Annotated in this window: 15 protein-coding genes; 12 read left to right on the top strand and 3 right to left on the bottom strand. The window is 62.3% G+C overall.

All coding sequences use genetic code 11. The features are described 5' to 3' along the window. Nucleotides 1-8: 8 nt before the first annotated feature. Genes ubiU through ACODSJ_RS12330 form a run of 4 tightly spaced genes read left to right on the top strand, consistent with a single transcriptional unit; the run spans nt 9 to nt 2,761 of the window. A complete protein-coding gene (gene ubiU / locus ACODSJ_RS12345; RefSeq protein WP_489101987.1) occupies nt 9-1,004 on the top strand; it encodes a ubiquinone anaerobic biosynthesis protein UbiU in 996 nt (331 codons plus the stop codon). A 10-nt stretch (nt 1,005-1,014) separates the two neighbouring features. Further along, nucleotides 1,015-1,905 carry a U32 family peptidase gene (locus tag ACODSJ_RS12340; protein WP_489101986.1) on the top strand — a complete coding sequence of 297 codons (891 nt, stop codon included), beginning with the start codon at nt 1,015-1,017 and terminating at the stop codon, nt 1,903-1,905. Beyond that, nucleotides 1,899-2,369 (top strand): ubiquinone anaerobic biosynthesis accessory factor UbiT, encoded by a 471-nt coding sequence (ubiT, locus tag ACODSJ_RS12335; RefSeq protein WP_489101985.1) that lies wholly within the window; start codon nt 1,899-1,901, stop codon nt 2,367-2,369. The genes ACODSJ_RS12340 and ubiT overlap by 7 nt, the downstream gene beginning before the upstream one ends. Before the next feature lie 11 nt (nt 2,370-2,380). Further along, nucleotides 2,381-2,761: a putative zinc-binding protein gene (locus ACODSJ_RS12330; protein WP_489101984.1), complete on the top strand. Its 381-nt coding sequence runs from the start codon at nt 2,381-2,383 to the stop codon at nt 2,759-2,761. A 225-nt stretch (nt 2,762-2,986) separates the two neighbouring features. Here ACODSJ_RS12330 and ACODSJ_RS12325 read toward each other — a convergent pair whose 3' ends face one another. The 3 genes from ACODSJ_RS12325 to ACODSJ_RS12315 all read right to left on the bottom strand — a co-directional run bounded on the left by ACODSJ_RS12325 (nt 2,987) and on the right by ACODSJ_RS12315 (nt 6,293). Beyond that, nucleotides 2,987-3,664 carry a Crp/Fnr family transcriptional regulator gene (locus ACODSJ_RS12325; RefSeq protein WP_489101983.1) on the bottom strand — a complete coding sequence of 226 codons (678 nt, stop codon included), beginning with the start codon at nt 3,662-3,664 and terminating at the stop codon, nt 2,987-2,989. Between the two features lie 185 nt (nt 3,665-3,849). Further along, nucleotides 3,850-4,497, bottom strand: a complete 648-nt coding sequence (narL, locus tag ACODSJ_RS12320) for a two-component system response regulator NarL (RefSeq protein ID WP_489101982.1) — start codon at nt 4,495-4,497, stop codon at nt 3,850-3,852. Beyond that, a complete protein-coding gene (locus ACODSJ_RS12315; protein WP_489101981.1) occupies nt 4,494-6,293 on the bottom strand; it encodes a HAMP domain-containing protein in 1,800 nt (599 codons plus the stop codon). Before ACODSJ_RS12315 ends, narL begins: the two co-directional genes overlap by 4 nt. Before the next feature lie 307 nt (nt 6,294-6,600). Here ACODSJ_RS12315 and ACODSJ_RS12310 point away from each other — a divergent pair, with 307 nt between their 5' ends. From ACODSJ_RS12310 to moaA, 8 genes are all read left to right on the top strand, one after another. Continuing rightward, entirely contained in the window at nt 6,601-7,902 is a 1,302-nt protein-coding gene (locus ACODSJ_RS12310; RefSeq protein WP_489101980.1) for an MFS transporter, read from the top strand. Then, complete coding sequence (locus ACODSJ_RS12305; RefSeq protein ID WP_489101979.1) at nt 7,880-9,277, top strand: NarK family nitrate/nitrite MFS transporter; 1,398 nt, start codon at nt 7,880-7,882, stop codon at nt 9,275-9,277. The genes ACODSJ_RS12310 and ACODSJ_RS12305 overlap by 23 nt, the downstream gene beginning before the upstream one ends. A gap of 67 nt (nt 9,278-9,344) precedes the next feature. Beyond that, nucleotides 9,345-13,112, top strand: coding sequence for a nitrate reductase subunit alpha (locus ACODSJ_RS12300; protein WP_489101978.1), 3,768 nt, complete (start codon nt 9,345-9,347; stop codon nt 13,110-13,112). 10 nt (nt 13,113-13,122) lie between these two features. Continuing rightward, nucleotides 13,123-14,661 (top strand): nitrate reductase subunit beta, encoded by a 1,539-nt coding sequence (narH, locus tag ACODSJ_RS12295; RefSeq protein ID WP_489101977.1) that lies wholly within the window; start codon nt 13,123-13,125, stop codon nt 14,659-14,661. Between the two features lie 2 nt (nt 14,662-14,663). Continuing rightward, complete coding sequence (narJ, locus tag ACODSJ_RS12290) at nt 14,664-15,419, top strand: nitrate reductase molybdenum cofactor assembly chaperone (protein WP_489101976.1); 756 nt, start codon at nt 14,664-14,666, stop codon at nt 15,417-15,419. Continuing rightward, nucleotides 15,412-16,092, top strand: coding sequence for a respiratory nitrate reductase subunit gamma (gene narI / locus ACODSJ_RS12285; protein ID WP_489101975.1), 681 nt, complete (start codon nt 15,412-15,414; stop codon nt 16,090-16,092). The genes narJ and narI overlap by 8 nt, the downstream gene beginning before the upstream one ends. Before the next feature lie 10 nt (nt 16,093-16,102). Continuing rightward, entirely contained in the window at nt 16,103-17,074 is a 972-nt protein-coding gene (locus ACODSJ_RS12280; RefSeq protein ID WP_489101974.1) for a peptidylprolyl isomerase, read from the top strand. A gap of 25 nt (nt 17,075-17,099) precedes the next feature. Beyond that, complete coding sequence (gene moaA / locus ACODSJ_RS12275; RefSeq protein WP_489101973.1) at nt 17,100-18,092, top strand: GTP 3',8-cyclase MoaA; 993 nt, start codon at nt 17,100-17,102, stop codon at nt 18,090-18,092. Nucleotides 18,093-18,110 lie beyond the last annotated feature (18 nt).

The raw sequence follows: 18,110 nt of genomic DNA, 5'->3' as shown, positions 1-18,110 counted from the left end.
GATGCCCCATGCAACTGGTTTGCCCGGCAGGGAATTTGCCTGCCCTCAAAGCGGCGGTGCGCCAAGGCGCCGATGCCGTTTATGTTGGCTTTCGCGACGATACCAATGCCCGGCATTTCGCTGGGCTGAACATGGACGACAAGCAATTCGACGCGGCGGTCGCGCACATCCGTCAAAATCAACGCAAGCTGTACGTGGCGGTTAACACGTACCCGCAACCCAAGGGTTGGGAGCGTTGGCAACGGGCGGTGGATCGCGCCGCCGATTTCGGCGTGGACGCCCTGATCGCCGCCGACCCAGGCGTGCTCGCCTACGCCAGCCAGCGTCATCCGCAACTGGCGCTGCACCTGTCGGTACAGGGCTCGGCGACCCACGCGGCGGCCCTGGCTTTCTACGCCGAGCGTTTTGGCATTCGTCGCGCCGTGCTGCCCCGGGTGTTGTCCCTGGCGCAGGTGCGGCAAGTGGCAGCGGCCAGCCCGGTGCCGATCGAGGTCTTCGGTTTTGGCAGCCTGTGCATCATGGCTGAAGGGCGCTGCCACCTGTCTTCGTACATCACTGGCGAATCGCCGAACCTGTGCGGCGTCTGCTCGCCGGCCAAGGCCGTGCGCTGGAGCGAAGATGCCCAGGGTCTCAGTGCGCGCTTGAGCGAAGTGTTGATCGACCGTTACACCCCGGACGAGCCGGCTGGTTACCCGACCTTGTGCAAGGGCCGGTTCCTGGTGGGCGGCAAACGCTTCCATGCGCTGGAAGAACCCACCAGCCTGGACACCCTCGATCTGCTGCCGGAACTCGTGGCCATTGGCGTGGAGGCCGTGAAGATCGAAGGCCGCCAACGCAGCCCGGCGTACGTCGAGCAGGTGACCCGGGTCTGGCGTGCGGCACTGGATGCACACCGCACCGCGCCGCAACGTTTTCGGGTACAGGAAGAATGGCGCCAGGTGTTGGCCGGTTTGTCAGAAGGCAACCAGACCACCCTGGGTGCCTACCATCGATCATGGCAATGAGGGAGGCCTGATGAAACTCAGCCTGGGACCGGTCCTGTTTTATTGGGACAAAGCGCAACTGGGAAATTTCTACGCCGAGATGTCGGCGTTGCCATTGGATGTGATTTACCTCGGGGAAACCGTGTGCTCCAAGCGCCGGGCGTTTTCGCTGGACCAATGGCTGGGCCTGGGACGCGAGTTGCAAGCGTGCAGCCAGGCGCAGATCGTGTTGTCGAGCCTGACCCTGATCGAAGCGGCGTCGGAACTCTCCTCGCTGCGTCGGCTGTGCGACAACGGACAGCTGCTGGTGGAAGCCAATGACATGGGGGCCGTGCAGTTCCTCGCCGAGCGCAAGCTGCCGTTCGTGGGTGGCCCGGCCTTGAACCTGTACAACGGTCATTCCCTGGCGCAGTTGCAAGCGAGCGGCATGATCCGCTGGGTGCCGCCGGTGGAATGTTCGGCGGCACTGATCGCCGATGTGCTGGAGCAAGTGCGCGACCTGGGCCGCGAAGTGCCCGAAGTGGAGATTTTCTCCTACGGTCATCTGCCCTTGGCTTATTCGGCACGGTGCTTTACCGCCCGCGCTGAAAACCGCCCCAAGGACGACTGCCAGTTCTGCTGCATCAACTATCCCGACGGCCTGGCGTTGAGCAGCCAGGAAGGCCAGCAACTGTTCACCCTCAACGGCATCCAGACAATGTCCGGCGAGGTGACGAACCTGTTGGCCGATTACAACGCACTGACGGCCTGCGGCGCCGATATGCTGCGCCTGAGCCCCCGCGCCCAGGGCATGGCTGAGGTGGTCATGGCCTTCGACAGGGTGCGCCAGGGCGAGGCACCGCCGCTGTTCGTCGACGGTTGCAATGGTTACTGGCATGGCCATGCCGGCATGTTGAAAGTAGAGGAGGCAGGCCTGTGCTGAGTCCGAAGAAGTGGCTGCTCAAAGGTGCCGATCGGTTGTTGCCGTTGGTGGGCAAGGTTCCGTTCATGGTGCAGCGCCTGGCGTTGCAGCAAGCGCTCAATCGCTGCCTGGCCGAACCTTTGCGCGACGGTGGCTTCGACGTGTTGCGCGGCCGCTGGTTGTGCCTGCGGGTGCCTGACCTGAAGTTGTGCTGGTACCTGACCCTGGCCCGTGACGGATTGCGCATTGCCGAACGGGCGCAAGCCCAGGTCACCATCAGCGGCAACTGGCGTGAATTCCTGTTGCTGGCCAGCCGGCAGGAGGATCCCGACACGCTGTTCTTCCGTCGTCGGCTGGTGATCGAGGGGGACACTGAATTGGGGTTGGCCCTCAAGAACCTGATCGACAGCCTCGACCCGGAAGTGTTGCCGCCATGGTTGTGGCGCAACCTGGAGCGGGCGGGCAAAGGCTTGGCAACGGTCTGATGAGAGCCCCTATGAGTACCCCGACGAAAGCCCCGAGCGAACTGCCCCTGGTGTACTCCTGCTCCGGTTGCTCCAACGTGGCGCAACTGGCCAACACCGCCGCCCTGCGCCTGGACCGCGCCGGGCTGGCGGAGATGTCCTGCATCGTCGGGGTGGGCGGGCACGTGGCGGCGCTGGTCAACAAGGCGCGCTCGGGGCGACGGATCATTGCGCTGGACGGTTGCGCGCTGCAATGCGTCCAGGCGTGCCTGCAACAGCACGACCTGACGGCGGATGTGCATGTGATTCTGAATCAGTTGGGGCTGCGCAAGCGCTTTGGGGTCGATTGCACGGAGGAGGAGGGGGATGCGTTGTTCGAGCAGTTGATCCCCCTGATCGCGGTCGCTCAATAACTTGAATCAACCTTTGTAGGATCAACCTTCGTGGCGAGGGAGCTTGCTCCCGCTGGACCGCGAAGCGGTCCTGAAACCTGGCACCTCAGTGTGTCAGGCTGATTGAGTCGGCACTGATGGGGCTGCTGCGCAACCCAGCGGGAGCAAGCTCCCTCGCCACAGGTTTGTCGACAGTCTGGGATGAATCAGCATTGCCTCATCAACAACGGGACAGGTGGTGCCGCGTTACTGCTGGTAAGCCTCCAACTCTTCCTCGGCCAGGATGCGAATGTTGCGTCGTTCCATGGTGATCAGGCCACCGTCCACCAGGCGGTGGAGAATGCGTGAAAACGTCTCTGGCTGGATGCCGAGCTTGGAGGCGACCAGCCGCTTGGACACTTGCAGCACCACCTGGCCGTTACGCGGGTCGCGCTCCTGCAGCAGGAAGTTGATGACACGCCGACTGGCGCTGGCCAGGGTCAGGTTGTCGATGTCCTTGAGGCGCTGGTGCAAATGCACGCTCATGCTCGCCAGGATCGCCAGGCAGACCTTGGGTTGGTCCTCCAGGGCCTTGCGGTAATGCGTGCCTTCGATGCTCACCACCACACTGTCCTTGATGGCCGATGCGCTCACCGGGTAGCAACGGGCCTGGCTGAACAACAGGGCCTCGGCAAACGTCTGGCCGGGCTGGATGATTTCGACCAGGTTTTCCTGGCCTTCACCGGTGACTCGGTACAGCTTGACCTGGCCACTGACCAGCAAGAAGAAACGCTTGGCCGGATCGCCCTGGTGCATGAGGGTGCTGTTGCAGCCCAGGCGCTTGAGGACGGCCAGGCCGCACACGTCTTCGAAAACCCGCTCCGGCAACTGGCTGAACAGGTGGTGACGACGCAACATTAAAACGATGGAAGGGTGGGTCAGCATGGCGTACCTCCGCGTGCCGTCATGGTAGAGCCCTGGGCCCTGGCGGCCTATGCCTCGGCCGGCCTACCTCTGAAGAGGGATGGGGCTGCCATGGCAGGCAAATCAATACCTGCGCAGCCCAACCTGTGGCGAGGGAGCAAGCTCCCTCGCCACAGGTTGGGTGATTATTCATGGACTCCAGTGGGCTAGCCCGCCCCGCGCAAGTGCTCCATCGCCCAAACCGCCGCTTCGACCCGCGAGCGCAGGCCGAGCTTGTGCAGCAGGTTCTTCACGTGAACCTTGACCGTGCCCTCGGTGATGCCGAGCTTGTGTCCGATCACCTTGTTGCTGTGGCCGCCGGCAATGCTCTTGAGCACCTGGCGTTCGCGATCGGTCAGTTCGACTTCGACCTGGCGCGGTGGGGAGCGCAGGGCCTGGGCCATGACGCGGGTCAGGCCGGGGCTGATGACCAGGGTGCCGCCCAGGGCATCGCGGATGTACTGGATCAACAGCTCCGGTTCCATGTCCTTGAGCAGGTAGCCATTGGCGTCCAGGCGCAAGGCGTCGCGGATGTCGTCTTCGGCATCGGACACGGTGAACAGCAACACCTTGCCGGTGTAGTGCATGGCGCGCAGCCGACGCAGGGTTTCGATGCCGTTCATCTGCGGCATGTTGTTGTCCAGCAGCACCAGGTCGGGCTTGAGGGGTTCGATCAGGCTCAGGGCTTCTTCGCCGTGGCTGGCCTCGCCGACGATCTGCAAGTCGTCTTCGAGTTCGAGCATCTGGCGGATCCCGCGACGCATCATCGGATGATCGTCGACCAAGAGAAGGGTGTGGCGCAGGGGGGCGTTCATGGTGCAATGCTCTCGGTGTGGTGGCCCAGGAATTCGGGTTGGAAGCGCACCCGTATGCAGGTGCCCTGGGGTGTTCTGGAATTGATCTGGAGCTGGCCGTGCAGGCTGCGGGCCCGTTCGTTCATGATGTTCAGGCCATGGTGCTCGCGCTGGTCGACCTCACCGCTGAAGCCGCGGCCATCGTCTTCGATCGACAGCTGCACGGTTTCGCCTTCCTGGCGCAGTTGCAGCCAGGCGTTCTCGGCATGGGCGTGGCGCAGGCAGTTGGACAAGGCTTCGCGGGTGATCTGCAGGATGTGGATCTGCTCGCTGGCCGATAGCTCGAAAGCCAGGGCGTCGATGCGCAGGTGCACCTGGAAGTCGCCACGGCTGGAGAACTCCTCGGCGGTGTCCTTGAGTTCTTCCACCAGGCCATCGTCATGGATCTGCAGGCGGAAGGTGGTCAGCAGTTCGCGCAACTGCCGATAGGCGTTGTTGAGGCCTTCGCGCAATTCGGTGGTCACGGTTTCCAGGGTCTGCACGGGCTCGCCACGGCGCATCAGGGTCTGCATGCGGCTGACTTGCAGCTTCATGTACGACAAGGCCTGGGCCAGGGAGTCATGCAGTTCGCGGGCGATGATGGTGCGCTCGTCGAGCAGCAGCAGGCGATGGTCCTGTTCGCGCTGGCGCTTGAGCGACAGCGACGTGCCAATCAGGTTGGCCAGGGCCTGGATCAGCGCGGTTTCCCACGGTTGTGCCTCATGGCCGTCGACAAAGTGGGCCTTGAGTTCGCCCAACTCGTGACCCTGGTTGCTGATGCTGAAGGTGCGGGGGAGGGCCGCGGTGTGTTTCTGGCAAGTGGCGCAATCGCTGCTGGCGCACACCTGACGGTTGGCGGCGCCGTGCAAGGCCAGCAGTTGTCGGGCCGGTGCCTGCAATTGCCCTTGCAGGCACAGCGTCAGGCGCAGGCCGGGCAGGCGCTGTTGAAAACGGCGGATCAGTTCATCCAGCTCCTGGGCGTTGGCCTGGCGGGTGGCCAGGCTGCCACTGCTCTGGTAAAGCAGCTCCAGGGCGGCGTTGGCCTGTTGCAGGTTCAGGGTCTTCTGCTGCACCTGGTTTTCCAGGGTGCGATGGGACTGCTCGATCGTCTCGGCCATGGTGTTGAAACTGGTCGCCAGTTGGCCCAGTTCATCTTCGGACTGATGGTTGACCCGCACCTGGAACTCGCCACGACGAAAACGCTGCGTCGCGTCGACCAGCTCTTGCAGCGGCGAGACCACCCCGTACTGCAATTCATACAGGCCGATCAGCAAGATGATCATGGTGCTGAACAGCGCGACACCCTGGATCGTCTGTTGCCAGCCCTGTTTATGTTCGCTCTGGCGTTGCAGCAGCGTGACGAACTGGTCCAGTTGCTCGACGAAGGAGCTGGCGCTGGTCTGGAAAAACGCTGCATCGCCGCGCTCGATGGCCGGACGCAGGGTCTGGTTCCAGCGTTGCAGCAGGTTGAGATAGCTCTGGTGCAGGGACGTCGTCGGGCCGTCTTCCAGGACGATGCGCAGGGCTGGGCTGTCCAGGCGTTGTTGCAGGCTTTCGATGATCGCGGGGATCTCGTCATTGGCCCCGGCCGCCAGTTTCCAGCTCAGGTGGTAGGTCTCCATGCGCACGGAGCCGGCGGTATTGATGGCGGCGGCATCGCCCTGGCTGAACCAGGCGATCAGCCCGGCGCTCAGGGAGCTGGCCAGGGCCAGGATTGCGATGAGGATCACCGCCAGCCCGGCGCGAGCGGGCAGGGAGCTGCGCAACCAACGCATCATTGTGGCTGACCCGCAAGGGAAATCGACAAACTGGACATGAGCACGCGCCAGATCATGGGTGTTGCAGCCCATCCTGGACGCACTACCTCTAAAGAGTTGTCGGCCGCTTCATATCCCTGAAAGTTTCGGCCTGTTTCCTCAAGATACTGATAAACAAAGGGTTTTATCAATGTCAGGGTCTACCCCTTTAGAGGTAGGCAGCCCAAGGATAGGCCAGTACCGCTCAAAGACTCGTTGATCCAAGTCAAGTTTTTGCGGGGTCGGCATCACTAGTCTGCGCTCATTGAACTGACTAGGGTGCTTCGTTATGCGAGCGCAAGTGCAACAAGGGCTGGTACTAGGGATGAGTACCCTGGCCTTCACCGTGTGCTTCATGGTCTGGATGATGTTTGCCGTGCTGGGCGTTCCAATCAAGGAAATGCTCTCCCTCAACGAAACCCAATTCGGCCTGTTGGCCGCCACGCCGGTGCTCACCGGCTCGCTGGTGCGTTTGCCCCTTGGGCTGCTGACCGACCGCTTCGGCGGCCGGATCGTGTTTTTCCTGCTGATGTTGTCCTGCGTACTGCCGCTGTACCTGATTACCCTGGCCACCGAATTCTGGCAGTTCCTGGTGCTGGGGCTGTTCGTCGGGATGGCCGGCGGTTCCTTTTCCGTGGGCATCGCCTACGTCGCCAAATGGTTCGACAAGCACAACCAGGGCTTCGCCATGGGCGTGTTCGGCGCCGGCAATGCCGGTTCGGCCGTGACCAAGTTCCTGGCCCCGGCGCTGATCGCGTATGGCAGCTGGCACCTGGTGCCGAAGGTGTTCAGCGCCATTCTGTTCATTACCGCGGTGCTGTTCTGGTTTCTCACTGCCGAGAAGAAAGAACACCGCAGCGTGGGCGGCGCCAGTTTGCGTGAGCAGCTCCAGGCCCTGAGAGAGCCGGCCGTGTGGCGCTACTGCCAGTACTACTCGATCGTGTTCGGCGGTTACGTGGGCCTGGCGTTGTGGATGACCAAGTACTACGTGCAGGAATACGGTTTCAGCCTGCAAAGCGCGGCGCTGCTGGCCGCCTGCTTCTCGCTGCCGGGCGGCGTGCTGCGGGCTGTCGGTGGTTGGATGTCGGACCGCTGGGGCGCCCAGAGCGTGACCTGGTGGGTGTTGTGGGTCAGCTGGATCTGCCTGTTCCTGCTCTCCTATCCGCAGACCCAACTGCAAGTGCGGACCGTCAACGGCATCGTCGACTTCCACATCGGCCTCAACGCCACAGTGTTCACGGTGCTGCTGTTCGTGATGGGCATTGCCTTCGCGTTCGGCAAGGCCTCGGTCTTCAAGTACATCGCCAACGACTACCCGAAAAACATGGGCGCCGTGTCCGGCATCGTCGGCCTGGCCGGCGGCCTGGGCGGGTTCGTGTTGCCCATCATGTTTGGCGCCCTGGTGGACCTCACTGGCGTGCGCTCGTCCTGCTTCATGTTGCTGTACGGCGTGGTCTGGGTCTCTCTGACCTGGATGTACTTCAGTGAAATGCGCAAGCGCCCATTTCTGGGTAAACAGCTGCCAGCCACCCAATCCCCGTTTTCCAGCATTGCCCAAGGAGAAGAACATGTCCGTTCTGCAAAAGCCTGAAAAAGGCCCGGTCATTCATGACTGGCGCCCGGAAGACCCCGCGTTCTGGGGCAGCAGCGGCAAGCTGACCGCCCGGCGCAACCTGTGGATCTCCATCCCGGCGCTGTTGTTGGCCTTCGCGGTGTGGATGGTCTGGAGCACTGTGATCGTGCGCTTGAACGCCATCGGCTTCAGCTTCAGCACCGACCAGTTGTTCTGGCTGGCAGCGTTGCCAGGCCTGTCGGGTGCCACCCTGCGCATCTTCTACTCGTTCATGGTGCCGATCTTCGGTGGTCGCCGCTGGACTGCCCTGAGCACCGCCTCGCTGCTGATTCCTGCACTGTGGATGGGCTTTGCCGTGCAGAACCCGGCCACCCCTTACAGCGTGTTCGTGCTGATCGCGCTGCTCTGCGGTTTTGGTGGCGGCAACTTCGCCTCCAGCATGTCGAACATCAGCTTCTTCTATCCCAAGTCCCAACAAGGCACCGCCCTGGGCCTGAACGCCGGCCTGGGTAACCTGGGTGTGTCGGTGATGCAGTTCTGCGTGCCGCTGGTGATCTCCTTCGGTGTGTTCGGCTTCATGGGTGGCCAGCCACAGGTGTTGGCAGATGGCAGCTCGCTGTGGTTGCAGAACGCCGGCTTCATCTGGGTACCGTTCATCGTTGCCGTGACCCTGATCGCCTGGTTCGGCATGAACGACCTGTCCAGCGCCCGCGCTTCCTTCAGCGAGCAGGCTGTGATCTTCAAGCGCAAGCACAACTGGTTGATGTGCTGGCTGTACCTGGCGACCTTCGGCTCGTTCATCGGCTTCTCCGCAGCGTTCCCGCTGCTGATCAAGACCTCGTTCCCGGAAGTCATCGCTCTGAAATTCGCCTTCCTCGGCCCGCTGGTTGGTGCCCTGGTGCGCCCATTGGGTGGCTGGCTGGCAGACAAGCTCGGCGGTGCGAAGGTCACCCTGTGGAACTTCGTGCTGATGATCGTGATGGTGTTCGGCGTCATGCACTTTCTTCCGCAGCACGGCGAGGGCGGCAGCTTCTACGGCTTCCTGGGCATGTTCATGTTGCTGTTCATCACCACTGGCGTGGGCAACGGTTCGACCTTCCGCATGATCCCGGTGATTTTCCGCACCCTTCACGAGAAGGCGGCACTGGGCAAGAAGCCTGAGGTGCGCGAGCAGGCCCTCAAGAGCGCCGGCAAGGAATCGGCCGCCGTACTGGGCTTCAGTTCGGCCATAGGCGCCTTCGGTGCGTTCTTCATCCCCAAAACCTTTGGCTCTTCGATGGCCCTGACCGGCGGCCCGGAGATGGCCTTCTACATGTTCGTCGGCTTTTACCTGAGTTGCATCGTGGTCACCTGGTGGTGGTACGCCCGCAAGGGTAGCGCGACACCTTGCTAAGTCGAATTTAACCAAATTGCGTGGGCGGGGCGCAGATCCCGCATGGCAAGCCTGAGAGGAAGACACTGTGAGTCATTTATTGGATCAACTGCGGTTTTTCAACCGCAAGCAAGGCGAGTTCTCTGACGGTCACGGCGAGACCCGCAAGGAATCTCGCGACTGGGAGAACGTCTATCGTTCCCGCTGGCAATACGACAAGATCGTGCGCTCCACCCACGGGGTGAACTGCACCGGTTCGTGCTCGTGGAAAATCTACGTCAAGAACGGCCTGATCACCTGGGAAACCCAGCAGACCGACTACCCGCGCACCCGTAACGATCTGCCGAACCACGAGCCACGCGGCTGCCCTCGTGGTGCCAGCTACAGCTGGTACATCTACAGCGCCAACCGCCTCAAGTACCCGAAAGTCCGCAAGCCGCTGCTCAAGCTGTGGCGCCAGGCGCGCCAGACCCTGGCACCGGTGGAAGCCTGGGCCAGCATCGTCGAGAACAAAGCCAAGGCCGACTCCTACAAGAGCAAGCGTGGCATGGGTGGCTTCATCCGCTCCAACTGGGAAGAAGTCAACGAGATCATTGCCGCCGCCAACGTCTACACCGTCAAGCAGCACGGCCCTGACCGCGTGGTGGGCTTCTCGCCGATCCCGGCGATGTCCATGGTCAGCTACGCGGCCGGTGCGCGTTACCTGTCGCTGATCGGCGGCGCGTGCCTGAGCTTCTATGACTGGTACTGCGACTTGCCACCTGCCTCGCCAATGGTATGGGGCGAGCAGACCGACGTGCCGGAATCGGCCGACTGGTACAACTCCAACTACATCATTGCCTGGGGTTCCAACGTTCCGCAGACCCGTACCCCGGACGCGCACTTCTTCACCGAAGTTCGCTACAAGGGCACCAAGACTGTGGCGATCACCCCGGACTACTCGGAAGTCGCCAAGCTCACCGACCTGTGGCTCAACCCCAAGCAGGGTACCGACGCCGCGTTGGCCCAGGCCTTCAACCATGTGATCTTCAAAGAATTCCACCTGGACAATCCGAGCGCCTACTTCACCGACTACGCCAAGCGCTACACCGACTTGCCGGTGCTGGTGATGCTCAAGCCGGTGCTCGGCGCCGCGCCAGGTGCTGGCTTCCAGCCGGACCGCTTCCTGCGTGCCAGCGACCTGGCCGACAACTTGGGCCAGGACAACAACCCCGAGTGGAAAACCATCGCCATGGATGCCAACGGCGAGCTGGTTTCGCCACAAGGTTCCATCGGCTATCGCTGGGGCGAGAAGGGCAAGTGGAACATCCTGCCTCGTGAAGGCGGTGAGGGCCGTGAGGTCGACCTCAAGCTGAGCCTGATCGGCGGCGACGTCGCCGAGGTGGGGTTCCCGTACTTTGCCGGTGAAACCCAGCAATACTTCCAGCACGTGGCAGGCGAAGCCGTGCAGTTCCGCCGTGTGCCGGTGCACAGTGTAGTACTGGCAGACGGCAGCGTGGCGAAAGTGGCCACGGTGTTCGACTTGTCGGCCGCCAACCTGGCGATCGACCGTGGCCTGGGTGGCGCCAACGTCGCCAAGGGCTATGACGACGCCTCGGTGCCTGGCACCCCGGCCTGGCAGGAACAGATCACTGGCGTGAGCCGCGAGAAGGCGATCCAGATCGCCCGTGAGTTCGCTGACAACGCCGACAAGACCCGTGGACGCTCGATGATCATCGTCGGTGCGGCGATGAACCACTGGTACCACATGGACATGAACTACCGCGGGCTGATCAATATGCTCATGCTCTGCGGTTGCATCGGCCAGACGGGCGGCGGTTGGGCTCACTACGTGGGTCAGGAAAAACTGCGTCCGCAATGCGGTTGGCTGCCCCTGGCCTTCGGCCTGGACTGGAACCGCCCATCGCGGCAAATGAACGGCACCAGCTTCTTCTATGCCCACAGTTCCCAGTGGCGCCACGAGAAGATGAGCATGCACGACGTGCTCTCGCCGCTGGCCGACAAATCGCAGTTCCCCGAGCACGCCCTGGACTACAACATCCGCGCCGAACGGGCCGGCTGGTTGCCGAGCGCACCCCAGCTCAACACCAACCCGCTGCACATCTGCCGTGATGCCGCCGCGGTGGGCCTGGATCCGAAGGACTACGTGGTCAAGTCGCTGCAGGACGGTTCCCTGCGTTTCTCCTGCGAACAACCTGACAGCCCGGTGAACTTCCCGCGCAACATGTTCATCTGGCGCTCCAACCTGCTGGGCTCCTCGGGCAAGGGCCACGAGTACATGCTCAAGTACCTGCTGGGTACCAAGAACGGCGTGATGAACGAAGACATCGGCAAGGTCGGCCACTGCAAGCCTACCGAAGCCGAGTGGGTGGACGAGGGCGCCATCGGCAAGCTCGACCTGGTGACCACGCTGGACTTCCGCATGTCCTCGACGTGCGTGTATTCGGACATCGTCTTGCCGACCGCTACCTGGTACGAAAAAGACGACATGAACACCTCGGACATGCACCCGTTCATCCACCCGTTGTCCGCGGCCATCGATCCTGCGTGGGAATCGCGTTCGGACTGGGAAATCTACAAAGGCATCGCCAAGGCGTTTTCCTCCATGGCGGTCGGCCACCTGGGCGTAGAGAAAGACCTGGTCACCGTACCGTTGATGCACGACAGCGTCGGCGAACTGGCCCAGCCGTTTGGCGGCACCGACTGGAAAACCGCTGGCGTGGCACCACAACCGGGCAAGAACGCACCGAACCTGCAAGTGGTCGAGCGTGACTACCCGAACATCTACAAGCAGTTCACGTCCCTGGGCCCGATGCTGGAAAAACTCGGCAACGGCGGCAAGGGCATCAACTGGAACACCGATACCGAAGTCAAATTCCTGGGTGAGCTCAATCACCACGAAGTTGAAGCAGGCATCAGCCAAGGGCGGCCGAAAATCGACAGCGCCATCGACGCTGCCGAGGTGATCCTGTCCCTGGCCCCGGAAACCAACGGCCACGTAGCGGTCAAGGCTTGGGCGGCACTGTCGGAATTCACCGGCATCGACCACAGCCACCTCGCCGTGTCGAAAGAGCACGAGGCGATCCGCTTCCGCGACATCCAGGCGCAACCGCGCAAGATTATCTCCAGCCCGACCTGGTCTGGCCTGGAAGACGATCACGTGAGCTACAACGCCGGCTACACCAACGTCCATGAGTCGATCCCATGGCGCACCATCACCGGTCGCCAGCAGTTCTACCAGGATCACCCTTGGATGCAGGCGTTCGGCGAGCAGTTCATGAACTACCGTCCGCCGGTCAACACCCGCACCATCGACGTGGTCAAGGGCAAGCGCACCAATGGCGAAACCGAGATCGTGCTGAACTGGATCACGCCGCACCAGAAGTGGGGCATCCACAGTACCTACACCGACAACCTGATCATGCTCACCCTGAGCCGCGGCGGGCCGATTGTCTGGCTCTCGGAAATCGACGCCAAGCGCGCCGGTATCGAGGACAACGACTGGGTCGAATGCTTCAACGCCAACGGTGCCCTGACGGCTCGTGCGGTCGTTAGCCAGCGCGTCAAGGAAGGCATGGTGATGATGTACCACGCCCAGGAACGGATCGTGAACGTGCCCGGCTCGGAAACCACCAAGACCCGCGGCGGCCACCACAACTCGGTGACCCGTGTCGTGCTCAAACCTACCCACATGATCGGTGGCTACGCACAGCAGGCCTACGGTTTCAACTATTACGGCACGGTCGGTTGCAACCGCGATGAATTCGTCGTGGTACGCAAGATGGCCAAGGTCGACTGGCTCGACGGTTCCAGCGGCGATGACCTGCCGCGCCCACTGCCGACTGAGCTGGATTGAGGAGATTGAGATGAAAATTCGTTCACAGATCGGCATGGTCCTGAACCTGGACAAATGCATCGGTTGCCACACTTGCTCGATCACTTGCAAGAACGTCTGGACCAGCCGTGAAGGCATGGAATACGCCTGGTTCAACAACGTCGAGACCAAACCTGGTATCGGCTACCCGAAAGAATGGGAAAACCAGGACAAGTGGAAGGGCGGCTGGGTCCGCAATGCCAACGGTTCGATCAACCCACGCATCGGCGGCAAGTTCCGCGTGTTGGCGAACATCTTCGCCAACCCGGACCTGCCGAGCCTGGATGACTACTACGAACCGTTCGACTTCGACTACCAGCACCTGCACACCGCCCCGCTGGGCGAGCACCAGCCTGTTGCGCGGCCGCGTTCGGTGGTGTCCGGCAAACGCATGGAGAAGATCGAGTGGGGCCCGAACTGGGAGGAAATCCTCGGTACTGAATTCGCCAAGCGTCGCAAGGACAAGAACTTCGACAAGATCCAGGCGGACATCTACGGTGAGTACGAAAACACCTTCATGATGTACCTGCCGCGCCTGTGCGAGCACTGCCTGAACCCGGCGTGCGCGGCGTCTTGCCCGAGCGGTGCGATCTACAAACGCGAAGAGGACGGTATCGTCCTGATCGACCAGGAGAAGTGCCGCGGCTGGCGCATGTGCATCAGCGGCTGCCCGTACAAGAAGATCTACTTCAACTGGAAGAGCGGCAAGTCGGAAAAATGCATTTTCTGCTACCCGCGTATCGAAGCCGGTATGCCGACCGTCTGCGCCGAAACCTGCGTGGGCCGGATCCGCTACCTCGGCGTGCTGCTGTATGACGCCGACCGTATCGCCGAGGTGGCGAGCACCGCCAACGAGCAGGACCTGTACGAGAAGCAACTGGAGATCTTCCTCGACCCGAACGACCCTGCTGTGATCCGTCAGGCCCTGGCCGATGGCGTGCCGCAATCGGTGATCGATTCGGCGCAACGTTCGCCGGTCTACAAAATGGCCGTGGACTGGAAACTCGCACTGCCGTTGCACCCTGAATACCGCACCCTGCCTATGGTCTGGTACGTGCCGCCACTGTCGCCGATCCAGAACGCCGCCGAAGCGGGCACCGTTGGCATGAACGGGGTCATTCCGGACGTCGACAGCCTGCGTATTCCGCTGCGCTACCTGGCCAACCTGCTGACTGCTGGCGATGAGAAGCCGGTCAAGCTGGCCCTCAAGCGTCTGTTGGCGATGCGTGCCTACAAGCGTTCCGAGCAAGTCGACGGCGTGCAAGACCTGAAAGTGCTGGCCGATGTCGACCTGAGCGTGAACCAGGTGGAAGAGATGTACCGCTACCTGGCGATTGCCAACTACGAGGACCGTTTCGTGGTGCCAAGTGCTCACCGTGAAGACGCGATGAGCGATGCGTTCGCCGAACGTTCCGGTTGCGGTTTCAGCTTCGGCAGCGGTTGCAGCGGCAGCTCCGACACCAACATGTTCGGTGGCAAGAAAGCCAACCGTCGTGACGTGATCAAGACCGTGCAGTTGTGGGAGGAATGAGCATGCGCATTCTCAAGGTGATTTCGTTGCTGCTTGACTACCCGACCGAGAGGCTGGTGGAAGGGCGCGACGAACTGGAGGAAGCGATCCTCCAGGCGCGGGAAATCAGCCCCAACCAGCGCGCGGGTCTGTTCGAGCTGCTGGAAGTGATCTGCGGCAAGGATCTGATGGACGGCCAGGAGCACTACGGTGCCCTGTTCGGCCGGGGTCGTTCGCTGTCGCTGCTGCTGTTCGAACATGTCCACGGCGAGTCCCGTGACCGGGGCCAGGCCATGGTGGACATGATGGCCCAGTACGAGGAAGCGGGTTTTGCGATCGGCGTGAAGGAGTTGCCCGATTACATCCCGCTGTACCTGGAGTTCTTGTCCACCCGCGAAGACTTGGAGGCCCGCGAGGGCCTGGCGGATGTCGAGCATCTGCTGGCGTTGCTCGCGGCGCGGCTGGAGGAGCGTGAAAGCGCTTACGCCAACTGCTTCCGGGCGCTGTTGCAGATCGCCGGGGCGGAGCCGCGCGACGCGGTGGCCCAACTGCGCGAGCAGGTGAAGGCCGAAGTGCGCGACGACTCCCTCGAAGCCCTGGACAAAATCTGGGAAGAAGAGGCCGTGGACTTCCTCAAGGCCGAGCAACAGGACCGCTGCAGCTCGCTGCCAAGCGCCCCGGGCAAGGCTCGGGAAGAAAGTGCAGTGCCGTTGCACTGGGTGGATTTTCAGCATGAAGGGCTGGCCGCAGCGCCGGCCGGGGAGGTACGCAATGTCTAAATGGGATCTGTTGTTGTTCGGGGTGTACCCCTACGTCGCCTTGGCGATTTGCCTGATCGGCAGTTGGGCGCGGTTCGACCTGTCCCAGTACACCTGGAAGGCCGGTTCCAGCCAGATGCTGAACAAGAGCGGCATGCGCGTGGCCAGTAACCTGTTCCACGTGGGTGTGCTGTTCGTGCTGGCCGGTCACTTTGTCGGCCTGCTGACACCTTCGGCGATCTATCACCACGTGCTGAGCACCGAGAACAAGCAGTTGCTGGCGATGGTGTCCGGTGGCTTCTTCGGGATGCTGGGCCTGATCGGCCTGCTGATGTTGCTCAACCGCCGCCTGAGCGACCCACGGGTACGTGCCACTTCCAACACCTCGGACATCCTGGTGCTGGTGGTCTTGCTGGTGCAACTGGTGCTGGGGCTGCTGACCATCGTGGCCTCTACCGGCCACATGGACGGCTCGGTGATGGTGATGCTGGCTGACTGGGCACAGAACACTGTGCTGTTGCGTCCAGTGGACGCCGCGACTTCCATCGCGCCGGTGAGCCTGGTCTACAAGCTCCATGTCGCGCTGGGCCTGACCCTGTTCGTGCTGTTCCCGTTCACTCGTCTGGTCCACATCATCAGTGCGCCAGTCTGGTACCTGGGACGTCGTTATCAAATCGTTCGGCAGAAATTCTGAGGAGAAGATCATGGCGAGTGGATGCGGATGTGGCGGTGGTGGCGGCGGCGGTGGTGGCTGCGCTTCCTCCGCGGTGAAAGCAGCTCCGGCCGTGGCGCCGGTTGCCGATATCGAACCGGCAGGGGCGGTGCAGTTTGCACCGGCCCAGGCCACTGCGGCGGCTGAAGATCAAGCCCCGGAGTTGATTGCCAGCAGCGAACAGGAATGGCCGATCATCAGCGTCAACGGCGTGTCGATCGCGCCGCAGGCGATGGCCCAGGAACTGCAATATCACCCGGCCGAGAGCCGTGAGGATGCGGTCTACCAGGCCGCTCGGGCCCTGGTGATCCGCGAATTGCTCCAGCAGCGCATTGCGCAGCTGGGCCTGACGTTGCAGGTGGCTGCCGGTGAAAACGAAGAGGAAGCGGCCACGCGGCTGCTTCTGGAGCGTGAGGTGCAGGTGCCGCAATGTGACGAGGACACCTGCGTGCGTTACTACGAAAGCAACCGTGCGCGCTTCCACAGCGCGCCGTTGCTGGCAGTACGGCACATCCTGCTCGAATGCGCCCCGGACGACGCCGAGGCCCGCAGCCTCGCCCATGTCCAGGCGGAATTGCTGCTGGAGCGGTTGGACCAGAACCCGGGCAGTTTTGCCGATCTGGCGCTGAAGTACTCGGCTTGCCCTTCCAAGGAGCAGGGCGGATCGTTGGGGCAGATCAGCAAGGGCCAGACCGTGCCTGAGCTGGAGCGTCAACTGTTCACCCTGGAAGCGGGACTGGCCAGCAAACCACTGGAAAGTCGTTATGGCTGGCACGTGATCAGCATCGACCAACGGATCGACGGTCAACCGCTGCCTTACGAGGCAGTGGCGACGGCGATCCGTACCCAGCTGGAGCAGGGCGTCTGGCAAAAAGCGCTGGTGCAGTACCTGCAAACGCTGGTGGGGGCGGCCGATATTCGCGGCATCCACCTCCAGGGTGCCGACTCGCCGCTGGTTCAGTAAGCACCGGCTCAATCAGGGGATATTCATGAACGCTGTGTTGCAGGACGGTTTTGGGCGCCAGATCGATTATTTGCGGATGTCGGTGACCGATCGTTGTGATTTTCGTTGTGTGTACTGCATGGCGAAAAACATGACCTTCCTGCCGCGTCAGCAAGTGTTGACCCTGGAGGAGTTGCAACGCCTGGCGCGACTGTTCGTGGGCCTGGGGGTGAAGAAAATCCGCTTGACCGGTGGTGAACCGTTGATCCGTCCAGGCATCGTCGGGCTGTGTCGCGACATCGCGGCACTGCCTGGCCTGCGGGAACTGGTGATGACCAGCAACGGCTCGCAGCTGGGCCGATTGGCCCGGCCGCTGGTCGAGGCTGGGGTCAAGCGCATGAACATCAGCCTCGACAGCCTGGACGGGGATCGCTTTCGGGCGATTACCCGCAACGGCAGCCTGGACCAGGTGCTGGCGGGTATCGAAGCGGCGACGACGGCGGGGTTCGAGCGGATCAAGCTCAACTGCGTGGTCATGAAGGGGCGTAACTTCGATGAAGTCCCGGCGTTGGTGCAATACGCGATCGAGCAGCGCATCGACATCAGCTTCATCGAGGAAATGCCGTTGGGAGAGGTGGGACGTTCCCGGGGCGAGTCGTTCTGTTCCAGCGACGAGGTACGGGCCGCGATCGCCACTCATCATCGGTTGCTCGACAGCACCGAGAACAGTGGTGGGCCGGCGCGCTACGTGCGCCTGGAACAACATCCCGACACGCGGATCGGCTTCATTTCTCCCAACACCCACAACTTCTGCGCCAGCTGCAACCGCGTACGCATGACCGTCGAAGGACGGTTGCTGTTGTGCCTGGGGCAAGAAAACTCCCTGGACCTGCGCGGCTTGCTGCGCCGGTATCCACTGGATGACCAACCGGTGATCCATGCCGTGCAACAAGCGCTGCGTGGCAAACCGCTGCGCCATGACTTCACCCCGGACGGGGAGGTGCAGATCGTGCGGTTCATGAACATGAGTGGGGGCTGACCGACCCACCGCTATCGC

This window comes from Pseudomonas sp. FG6, from assembly GCF_057809015.1.
Note: the sequence above shows the minus strand (reverse complement) of the source record. Positions and strands in the feature narration are given on the sequence as shown.

Excerpts from the sequence above, each read along its gene's own strand:
- ubiU (WP_489101987.1), top strand. The coding sequence starts at position 9 with ATGCAACTGGTTTGCCCGGCAGGGAATTTGCCTGCCCTCAAAGCGGCG.
- ACODSJ_RS12340 (WP_489101986.1), top strand. The coding sequence starts at position 1,015 with ATGAAACTCAGCCTGGGACCGGTCCTGTTTTATTGGGACAAAGCGCAA.
- ACODSJ_RS12330 (WP_489101984.1), top strand. The coding sequence starts at position 2,381 with ATGAGTACCCCGACGAAAGCCCCGAGCGAACTGCCCCTGGTGTACTCC.
- ACODSJ_RS12325 (WP_489101983.1), bottom strand. The coding sequence starts at position 3,664 with ATGCTGACCCACCCTTCCATCGTTTTAATGTTGCGTCGTCACCACCTG.
- narL (WP_489101982.1), bottom strand. The coding sequence starts at position 4,497 with ATGAACGCCCCCCTGCGCCACACCCTTCTCTTGGTCGACGATCATCCG.
- ACODSJ_RS12315 (WP_489101981.1), bottom strand. The coding sequence starts at position 6,293 with ATGATGCGTTGGTTGCGCAGCTCCCTGCCCGCTCGCGCCGGGCTGGCG.
- ACODSJ_RS12310 (WP_489101980.1), top strand. The coding sequence starts at position 6,601 with ATGCGAGCGCAAGTGCAACAAGGGCTGGTACTAGGGATGAGTACCCTG.
- ACODSJ_RS12305 (WP_489101979.1), top strand. The coding sequence starts at position 7,880 with ATGTCCGTTCTGCAAAAGCCTGAAAAAGGCCCGGTCATTCATGACTGG.
- narH (WP_489101977.1), top strand. The coding sequence starts at position 13,123 with ATGAAAATTCGTTCACAGATCGGCATGGTCCTGAACCTGGACAAATGC.
- narJ (WP_489101976.1), top strand. The coding sequence starts at position 14,664 with ATGCGCATTCTCAAGGTGATTTCGTTGCTGCTTGACTACCCGACCGAG.
- narI (WP_489101975.1), top strand. The coding sequence starts at position 15,412 with ATGTCTAAATGGGATCTGTTGTTGTTCGGGGTGTACCCCTACGTCGCC.
- ACODSJ_RS12280 (WP_489101974.1), top strand. The coding sequence starts at position 16,103 with ATGGCGAGTGGATGCGGATGTGGCGGTGGTGGCGGCGGCGGTGGTGGC.
- moaA (WP_489101973.1), top strand. The coding sequence starts at position 17,100 with ATGAACGCTGTGTTGCAGGACGGTTTTGGGCGCCAGATCGATTATTTG.